This is a genomic window from Desulfitibacter alkalitolerans DSM 16504 (assembly GCF_000620305.1).
Classification (GTDB): Bacteria; Bacillota; DSM-16504; order Desulfitibacterales; family Desulfitibacteraceae; genus Desulfitibacter; species Desulfitibacter alkalitolerans.
Window position 1 is genome coordinate 18260 of record NZ_JHVU01000033.1, and the last position, 9474, is coordinate 27733.

General features: G+C 39.1%; 9 protein-coding genes. 8 read left to right on the plus strand and 1 reads right to left on the minus strand.

Annotated features, from left to right (window positions below):
- Positions 1–90: 90 nt before the first annotated feature.
- The 4 genes from K364_RS25445 to K364_RS0105385 all read left to right on the plus strand — a co-directional run bounded on the left by K364_RS25445 (position 91) and on the right by K364_RS0105385 (position 3646).
- Positions 91–1074 (plus strand): 3D domain-containing protein, encoded by a 984-nt coding sequence (locus K364_RS25445; RefSeq protein ID WP_051533823.1) that lies wholly within the window; start codon positions 91–93, stop codon positions 1072–1074.
- Positions 1075–1136: 62 nt separating this feature from the next.
- Positions 1137–2090, plus strand: a complete 954-nt coding sequence (locus K364_RS27540) for a resuscitation-promoting factor (protein WP_028307161.1) — start codon at positions 1137–1139, stop codon at positions 2088–2090.
- 189 nt (positions 2091–2279) lie between these two features.
- Positions 2280–3143, plus strand: coding sequence for a 16S rRNA (adenine(1518)-N(6)/adenine(1519)-N(6))-dimethyltransferase RsmA (gene rsmA, locus K364_RS0105380; RefSeq protein WP_028307162.1), 864 nt, complete (start codon positions 2280–2282; stop codon positions 3141–3143).
- A gap of 29 nt (positions 3144–3172) precedes the next feature.
- A complete protein-coding gene (locus tag K364_RS0105385; protein WP_028307163.1) occupies positions 3173–3646 on the plus strand; it encodes a ribonuclease H-like YkuK family protein in 474 nt (157 codons plus the stop codon).
- 198 nt (positions 3647–3844) lie between these two features.
- Here K364_RS0105385 and K364_RS27710 read toward each other — a convergent pair whose 3' ends face one another.
- The gene (locus tag K364_RS27710; RefSeq protein WP_028307164.1) at positions 3845–4636 is read right to left on the minus strand and encodes a LysM peptidoglycan-binding domain-containing protein; all 792 of its coding nucleotides are present in this window, start codon (positions 4634–4636) and stop codon (positions 3845–3847) included.
- Positions 4637–4811: 175 nt separating this feature from the next.
- Between K364_RS27710 and yabG the strand changes: the two genes are divergently transcribed.
- From yabG to K364_RS0105415, 4 genes are all read left to right on the plus strand, one after another.
- On the plus strand, positions 4812–5669 hold the full coding sequence (yabG, locus tag K364_RS0105400) for a sporulation peptidase YabG (protein ID WP_051533824.1): 858 nt from the start codon (positions 4812–4814) through the stop codon (positions 5667–5669).
- Positions 5670–5783: 114 nt separating this feature from the next.
- Complete coding sequence (locus K364_RS0105405) at positions 5784–6062, plus strand: Veg family protein (protein WP_156946408.1); 279 nt, start codon at positions 5784–5786, stop codon at positions 6060–6062.
- Positions 6063–6508: 446 nt separating this feature from the next.
- The gene (locus K364_RS0105410; protein WP_028307167.1) at positions 6509–7996 is read left to right on the plus strand and encodes a trimethylamine methyltransferase family protein; all 1488 of its coding nucleotides are present in this window, start codon (positions 6509–6511) and stop codon (positions 7994–7996) included.
- Positions 7997–8017: 21 nt separating this feature from the next.
- Positions 8018–9474 (plus strand): trimethylamine methyltransferase family protein (locus K364_RS0105415; protein ID WP_028307168.1); only part of this gene is annotated, 1457 nt, incomplete at its 3' end.

The following is a 9474-nucleotide window of genomic DNA, read 5'->3' on the forward strand; positions in this document are numbered from 1 at the left end:
TGGAAAACCATGGCAATAATAGGGAAGCAATTTGATTTAACCCTATTTAAGCCAAATCAAGGAGGTAGGGGTTTTTAAGAGGTGAAAGCAATGAAATACATCAAAGAAAGAATTAATGAAAAAACCATTACGTATATAGTATTTATGAGCCTGGTACTAATAATTGCTCTAGGGGCAGCCTTTGCGCCAAAGGAAATAACTATATATCAAGGACAATCTGTAGAAAAAGTATATACTACCTCGCAAAATGTTGGAGAGGCTTTAATTGAACTAGGACTAGAACAAACAGAGGAGCTATTTGTTGTGCCAGGCATGGATGCAAAAATTGTTGCAGGAATGGAAATTCACATTTTTAATACAGAAAACATACGTGTATATGTCGACGGAATGGATGAAAATATTTCCATGCCACTTATAGATATGAGGTATCTTTTAAGCCGGCAGGGAATATTCTTAGAAGAAACAGACAAAATTGATGGCAACATTTTTGTGGAAGAAGAGAAATATGTTAAGGTTATTCGTGTTACCACAGGAGTAATTGAGCGAGAGGTTGAAATAAACTTTAATACAGTGCTGCGACCAAACCATGAACTCTTTAGAGGGGAAAGAAGGATATTAACACCAGGTGTAAAGGGGTCCAAGCTTGAGGTTGTTCATGTAACCTATGAAGATAATATACCCGCGCAAAAACAGGTTTTAGCTGAGGAAATAATTCAGGAGCCAAGGGACCAAATAATGGAGTTTGGCACAAAGGAAAGAATACAGTCTGCTTCAAGAAATTCTGTTTTAACAGAAAATCAAAGGATTGTAAAAGAAATGATTGTAGAATCAACTGCCTATACACATACAGGAAATACCACATTTACAGGAATATGGCCCTATGAGGGAGTTGTGGCTGTTGATCCCAGGGTTATACCACTGGGGACGAAAATGTATGTAGAAGGTTATGGATATGCTACTGCCGCCGATACAGGGGGCCTAATAAAGGGCAATATAATAGATGTCTTCATGGATACCCATGAAAAAGCAGTTAACTGGGGCCGCCGTCAGGTAAAAATATACATTTTAGAATAATTTTAGGATTGCTTAAATGCAATTTAACGTGTAAAATATAGTCATCTTAAGGTGGTGAAGCTATGGGCGGTTTGAAGGGCAAAATTATTTTTAGCCTTGCATTAATAGCTTTAGTAGTAATACTAGGATTTACAATGGAATATAAAAGCGTAACTATTAAGGTTGATGGACAAGAAATACAGTCTATTACCAGTAAAAGGACAGTGGGAGAGGTTTTAGCATATAAGGGCATTGTATTACAGCCGGATGATTATATTTCTGAAAGCCTGCAGGCTCCCATTACTGCCGGAATGACCATTGAAATTATAAGGTCATTTCCAGTAATTATTGAAGTAGACTCTAAGACCATTATCCAGCATATAACAGCAAATACTGCAGCTAACATATTGATGCAGGCAGGCATTGAACTAGGGGAGCTTGACAAGGTCACACCCCAGCTGGACACAGAAATTGTTCAACCTCAGAGAATAAAGGTAACTCGGGTAGTTGAACAGACGGAGGTTTTAAAGGAAGTAATTCCAAAGGAAACAGAGTATAAAGAGGATTCTAATCTGGATAAGGGAGTTACTAAGGTTGTTAAAGAGGGTAAAGATGGAGAAAGGGTACTCATCTACCATGTAACCGTAATAGATGGGCAAGAGGATCAAAGGGTTTTGGTTGAAGAAAAGATTCTATCCCAACCTGTAAACAGGGTGGTTGCAAAGGGTGTGAGGGACAGGGTAACCATTGGTACTGTGTCTCGAAGCTATAGAACAGCAGTGACCATGGTTGCTACAGCATATACTCATACGGGAAACCCTACCTTTACAGGGGTAATGCCCAAAAGAGGAACTGTAGCAGTTGATCCTAACGTAATACCTTTAGGGCGTGAAGTATTCGTTGAAGGCTATGGACTTGCAGTAGCCCAGGATATTGGGAGCTCCATCAAGGGCAATAGGATTGATGTGTTCATGGATACACTGGAGGAGGCACGCAAGTGGGGACGAAAGACTGTTAAAGTTTATATACTAGACTAAGAGTGGACCAGAGCATTTGGCGTTTCTTAATGCCAAGTGCTCTTTTATTATTAATGCTTAATATCCATGTCCTGCAGATATCTTAACAGTTTATAATGCTATGTTTGTAGGAAGGCTTAAATTAGGTTATACTTATGATACTTGCAGTGAAATTTTTGTATATATTATTTACATGGAAAAGAGGATAAAATGGACCTGATAAGCCTGAGTAAGCTTAAACTATTAATGAATAAATATGATATTAAACCCAATAAAAAAATGGGGCAAAATTTCTTAATAGATAATAATATAATACAAAAAATCATCCGAGAGGCTGGTGTAGCGGGAGGATATGTCTTTGAAATTGGACCTGGAATGGGCTCGTTAACCATAGGTCTTGCCCAGGTTGCAAAAAAGGTAATAGCTGTTGAGTTAGATAAGAAGCTAATTCCAGTCCTTAAGGAAACAGTTGGGGCATATCCTAATGTGGAGATTATAAATGATGATGCCCTCAAGGTGGACTTTGATGGAATAATGAAACAGAGGGGGATAGAAGAACCTTATAATATTGTTGCTAATCTTCCATATTATATAACTACGCCTATTATCATGCACTTATTAGAAAGTGGCTTTAACATTGATAAGCTGGTTTTTATGATCCAAAAAGAAGTTGCTGCAAGGATGGTTGCCAAGCCTGGAACAAAGGATTATGGTGCTCTTACTTTAGGAGTACAATATTATACACAGGTCTTCCATGTTGCAAAAATTCCTCCTACAGTATTTGTTCCCAGGCCTGAGGTTGACTCTGCTGTTGTTAAGCTGATTAGGAGGCCTGAGCCCCTGGTGGTGGTAAAAAATGAAGAATTTTTATTTAAGGTTGTTAAGGCCGGCTTTGGAAAAAGAAGAAAAACCTTATTAAATAGTTTATTTAATTCGGAACTTAATCTAACTAAAGAGCTTATTACAGAGGCCTGCTTATTAAGTCAAATTGATCCCCAGAAGAGAATGGAGCAGCTATCCATGGAGGAGATAGCTAAGCTGGCTGATCATCTAGTTAAAGTTGATCTCAATTGAAGCAGGAAGCTTAAAAGAAGGTGATTAAGATCAAGTTTGTCAGCCCAAGTAAGGGAACCATGACTTTTAATGCGGTCCTTGAGGACATTATTGCTTTTATGGAATCAAGGCCAGATGAAAAATTCAACCTGATAATTGGCACCGATTCCCATACCAAAAACCAGGCTTGCTTTGTCACAGCAATTATTATTCATCAAATTGGCAAAGGTGCCAGGTATTACTATCATAAAAAAAGGCAAAGAAAGATAACAAGCCTCAGGCAAAAGCTTTTCTATGAAGCTGCAATAAGCCTTGAGGTAGCCAGCAAGGTGGCAGATTTCCTTGCAAAAAGTGGCCATGAAAAGCTTAATGTTGAAATACACCTTGATGTGGGAAACCAGGGAGATACACGTGCTTTAATCAAGGAGATTGTGGGTATGGTAGTGGGAAGTGGCTTTAATGCAAAAATAAAACCCGACTCATGTGGCGCTTCTAAAGTAGCAGATAAGCATACAAAATTTTAACAAGGGTGAGTTGATTTTCCCTTATTTGGCAATAATATATCTAAAACCTGGGTTCTAAAAAGGAGAGGGAGATAATATGTCAAAGAAGGGGATTAACGAAAGATACAACCGAAGAAAAATGTTTGACCTATTTATACAAGTTTCTGAAAAAATTTTACATGAAAAATACAAACAAAAGGACCGATAGCATCGGTCCTTTTAATATCCAAATACATGTTTCCCAATTTGATGGGTTATGGTTCTTGACCAGATCCATCTGCTTGTGGCTGTTATAGGGTTCCAGTAATATAAGGCACCCTTTGCCGGATCCCAGCCATTAATTGCATCATTTACCGCATTGTAAGCTGTTTGATTTGGCGGAAGCCAGAATTGCCCATCAGCAACTGCTGTAAAAGCCAGGGGCTGAAAAATTACACCTCTAACAGTATTGGGAAAATCCGGGTGCCTTAGTCTGTTTAAAACCACAGCAGCTACTGCAACCTGCCCTTCATAAGGCTCTCCCCTGGCTTCACTGTATACAGTACGAGCTAACAGGGTTAAATCCTCTCTCGAGAGACTATAAGCTGAAACACCACGTGAGGAGGTATTAACAGCACGTCTATCAGCTGTGCTGCCTGCAGGTATAACTAGAGTTTGTCCAGGAACTATGTCTGTGCTTTGTAAGCCATTGTAGCTCATTAATTGCTGCCATGTAATGTTGTTAGTTTTAGCAATTAAGTATAGTGTGTCCCCTGGTTTGACTGTGTAAGAATTGCTGCTAGGAATATTTAGTACCTGTCCTGGGTAAAGTTCCGTCCCTTTCAATCCATTTGCAGATTTGAGCTGCTCAACTGTTAGGCCAAATTTTTGGCCAATTAGAAATAGACTGTCGCCAGATTTAACTGTGTAATTACCAGCCAGGATAGCTGTATTGATACTGAGAACAAAAAATAGTCCCAGCACCAAGATCTTCATTGTTTTAAATGCAAAGTTTTTTGTCGTGAAGACCATCCCCTCCTTTGCGTAAAAGTATAACCAATTTTATTTGTGAAGGCATTAACAAATGTATGGTATCTGTAGCAACAATTACCACGCCGAGTTAAAGAAAAATTTGGTTATATATGACACGAAAGGTTATCCTGCAAGCATAAAATATTAAAAGCGTGACAAAATGGAGGGCTGTATGGTGAGCGAGATAAAGGTTAATGATTTGGTAAAGAGAAAGTCATATGGCGGTGATATTAAGTTTAGGGTTATAGATATATTACAAAACCAGGGCAAGGTACAATGCCTTTTAAAAGGAATGAATGTTAGGTTACTGGCAGATTGTACAATAGATGATTTAGAATTGCTGCAACCAGAGGAAATCTTGGAGGAAAGACATAGTAACATACTGCTCACAAGACAAATGTTAAAAAGAATAGATGAAGACAGAAATAAAAGGACAAATTTTCTGCACAACAATGGAGTTATGCAGTACTATTATGCAATTCCCGGAAAGGTTCTTCATCTTGATGGTGATGAGGATTACCTGCAGAAATGTATCAATGCATACAAAATGCTTGACGTGCCAGTAGTTGGGATGCATATACGAGAAAGAGACCTGCCTGAAAAGTCCATAGATTTAATTAAGGCATACTCCCCTGATATAGTTGTGCTTACAGGACATGATGCGTTGAAAAAGGATTCTGAAGACTATGAGGACATATCTAGCTATAAAACATCCAAACATTTTGTTGATGCTGTCAGGAACATCAGGTCACTTGAACCCAGCAGGGATTCCCTGGTAATAATTGCTGGTGCTTGTCAGTCCTACTATGAGGCCCTTATAGATGCGGGAGCAAACTTTGCAACTTCTCCCAAGAGAATATTAGTTCATGCTTTTGATCCAGTTTATATTGCAGAAAAAATTGCATTTACATCTATTTATCAAAAAGTAAACCTGGAGGAAGCTGTGGGCAATACTATTACTGGCAGGGATGGCATTGGAGGAGTAGATACATGGGGGCATTATAGGGTGGGATTTCCAAAATCCAACTATTAACGACAAAATAATTAATTGACAGATATTTAATTAATAAAGTATAATGTAGTTTATGCCTTGACACCTTCGAAGAAATGTAGTATTATAGTGTAGAATAGGAAAGAAGGTGGTATTTTGGTGGCAAAAAAAGTACTAGCTGAAATCAAACAGGATTTAGACGGATATGTTGGCAAGAGAATACGCCTAAAGGCTAATCGAGGCAGAAGGAAAGTAATAGAAAGAGTTGGTATTTTAGAGCAGACGTACCCCAATATTTTTGTCATTAAATTAGATGAAAAGAAAAATTTAGGCAGACGAGTTTCCTTTAGTTATAGCGATGTTTTAACAGAAACTGTAGAACTATCGCTGTGCAAAGAAGATGGAGATAAAAAGATTGTTTGCGGTGAAAGATAATAGATAATATTTACATGCCGGGTTTTTTAGGACCCGGTTTTTTTATTTAAGAATGTATAAGTTGAGGAGACCAGATTACTGGTTTTCTTTTTTTGCATTTTGTGTAATTATCGGTATTATCTAATATATTCAAAAAATTATACAAAACTAATAAATGGATTATGCCAAATATAAAAAGATATTACCAAGGTAATTGTCAGATAATATAGAAAAGTATTGTAAAAGTACATTTGAAAAACAAAGTGTATTGCAGTAGCTTGAGTTCATGATATTATAACTCTTCACCAATGAATTCTAAAAGGGGGGTTGGAAAAGGCTATTTAAGTAAGAAGTTTGCAGTAGTCATGCTAATTTACTGCTTAATGGTATCAATGATGTTTTAAATATTAAAACAGAATCTTTTTTTAAAGCATAATCCTAAATATTAAAAAAAGGAGTGATTATTTGTGAAAAGCAATTATGTTAGAGCAAACTATCAAGTCAATCAAACGGTAAATTTCCGAGTCCTAAGTAACGACCAGTGCCAGGAAGTTTATTATGCAGCGCTAGAATGTTTAGAAAGGACTGGAGCTGACTTTTATAGTAACGAGGCGCTAGAGATTTACAAAAAGGCTGGGTGTTGGGTAGACGGCAATCGCGTACGTTTTCCTTCAAGGGTAGTAGAAAAAGCAGTTAGAAGTGCCCCAACGCGAATAACAATTTGTGACAGAAATGGGAACAGAAGCATGTTTCTAGAGGGTAGAAATACCTATTGGGGACCGGGGCCAACTAACACCTATACCTTAGACCCCTTTACCGGAGAAAGAAGAAGACCAAAAAAATCTGATGCTGTGAGGGCCGGTATAGTATGTGATGCATTGCCTAATATTGCATATGCCATGGATAATGGAACGGTAATGGATGTCACGCCAACCTTATCAGATGTTCACTCCTTTGATGCCCTTGTTCGCAATACGACAAAGCCAATTATTCACTGGGGTTTTGGAATTGACCAGTATAATGACATTATAGAAATGGCTGCAGCCGTAGCAGGTGGACTGGATGAACTGCAAAAAAGACCATTTATTATACTTTATTCAGAATCAAGTCCACCCTTAAGGCACTCGGCAGAAGCAATTGACAAGGCTATTTTTGCAGCCCAGAAGAACGTACCAGTTATCTATACACCATGCACATTTGCTGGTGGTGTAGCACCGGCTACCATGGCAGGATCCCTGGTTATTGCCATAGCCGACAGCTTAGTTGGCCTGGTGGCTAATCAAGCTGTAAGAGAAGGTTCCCCCTTTATCATGGGTGGATTAATTTCAACAATGGACATGGGAAGCTCAATCCTTGCTTATGGAGCTCCTGAGTTAAGCCTGCTTTCTGCAGCGTTAACTGACATTGCTGTTTACATTGGCCTGCCAATGTTTAGCACAGGAGGCTGCACAGACTCCAAATGTATAGATGCCCAGTGGGCTGCAGAATCTGCCTTTTCAAACCTTATAGCCGGGTTAAGTGGAGCAAATATTATTCATGATTGCAACTATATGGAATATGGAAACTGTGGATCTCTTGAACTATTGGTGGCCAATAATGAAACCATTGGTATGGTCAAAAGGATAATGAAGGGAATTAAGGTTGACGACTATACCCTTGCAGTGGATGTAGTAGACAAGGTAGGGCCAGGAGGCCATTTCCTTGGAGAACAGCACACCATAGATAACTTTAGAAAAGAAACCTGGTGGCCCTCATTAATCAGCCGCTTACGTTATGATGAGTGGAAAATGGAAGGCGCCCAATCATTTGGTGATAGGGTCAAGCAAAGAACACAAGACATTATTAATAACCATAGAGCCGAGCCACTGCCAAATGATGTCTGTGAAAAACTAGATGCAATCATTGAGAGAGCAGAAGCCAGAGAAGCTAAATTGAACAAGAAAGATAAAAAATAATTAATGAAAGGAGAGTTAGTAATGAGAGCAAGGAGTAATTATGTAGCAAATGCCAGTACAATGTTGAGTATATTATCACCAGGCCAGTGCGAAGAGGTGTTATTAGCTGCCCAGGAAATTCTTGAAAGGACTGGAGTTACCTTTCACGATGATGATGCATTAGAAGTAATGAAAAAGGCTGGCTGTTTTGTTAATGGGAATCGGGTTAAGATACCATCTTATATAGTGGATAGGGCTTTAAGAACAGTACCCCATAGAGTGACCTTATGCAACAGCCGTACTGGGAGCAGAGATGTGCTGCTAGAGGGAAACAATGCTTATTTTGGCACCGGCTCAGATACGCCTTATTATATTGACCCTTATACAGGAGAAAGAAAAAGATCCAGTACCCAATCAGTAAGCTGGGCCTGCAAGACAATTGATGCATTACCAAACCTGGATTTTGTCATGTCCCTTGGTATTGTTCAGGATGTGCCCCTTTTAATATCTGACAGACATCAATTTGAAGCCCAGGTTTTAAATACTTCCAAGCCAATTGTTACAACAGCACATGACATTTACGGATTTGCTGATATAATAGAGATGTGCGAAATAATTGCCGGTGGAGAAGAAGAACTCCGAAAGAACCCAATTATGACCTTATATGCTGAACCAATTTCACCCCTACAGCATGCATGGGAAGCAGCAACCAAACTAATGCTTGCTGCCAAGAAAGCCCTGCCAGTTGTATATACTCCCTGTGTAATGGCAGGTGGAACTGTTCCTGCAACCCTGGCTGGAGTATTGGCTACTGGTCTGGCTGAAAGCTTAAGCGGTTTAGTATTGCATCAAAACACTAAAGAAGGTTCCCCCTTTATTATGGGCGGAGTATTTACTATAATGGATATGAAGAGTACAATCTTCTCATACGGATCACCAGAATTTAATTTATTGATGTCAGCTTTGGCAGATATGGCTCATTACTTGAAATTACCCATGTTTGGAACATGTGGCTGCTCTGACAGCTGCATTCCTGATCAGCAGGCTGGAATTGAAGCTGCACTGAGCATTGCAATGACAGCAATGTCAGGTCCGAACTTGAACCACGATGTTGGGTATGTTGAATATGGTTCAACAGCCAGCCTTGAATACCTTGTAATCTGCAACGATATAATTGGTATGGCTAGAAGAGTTACTCGTGGTATTGAGGTTAATGATGAAACTTTAGCCCTTGACATTATTGACAAGGTAGGTCCAGGTGGTCACTTCCTGGCAGAAGACCATACATTCCGTCATTTTAAGAAGGAAAGCTGGTTCCCCTCCTTAATTAACCGTCAGCGTTATGAAATGTGGGAAGCTTCTGGGGCTAAAACATTAACACAGGTAGCCAATGAAAAGGTTAAAGATATAATTGAGAATTACGAGCCAGAGCCACTGCCAAAGGATGTTCAAAAGAAAATTAGGGCGGTAGTTGAAAGGGCAGAATCAAAGCTAAATGC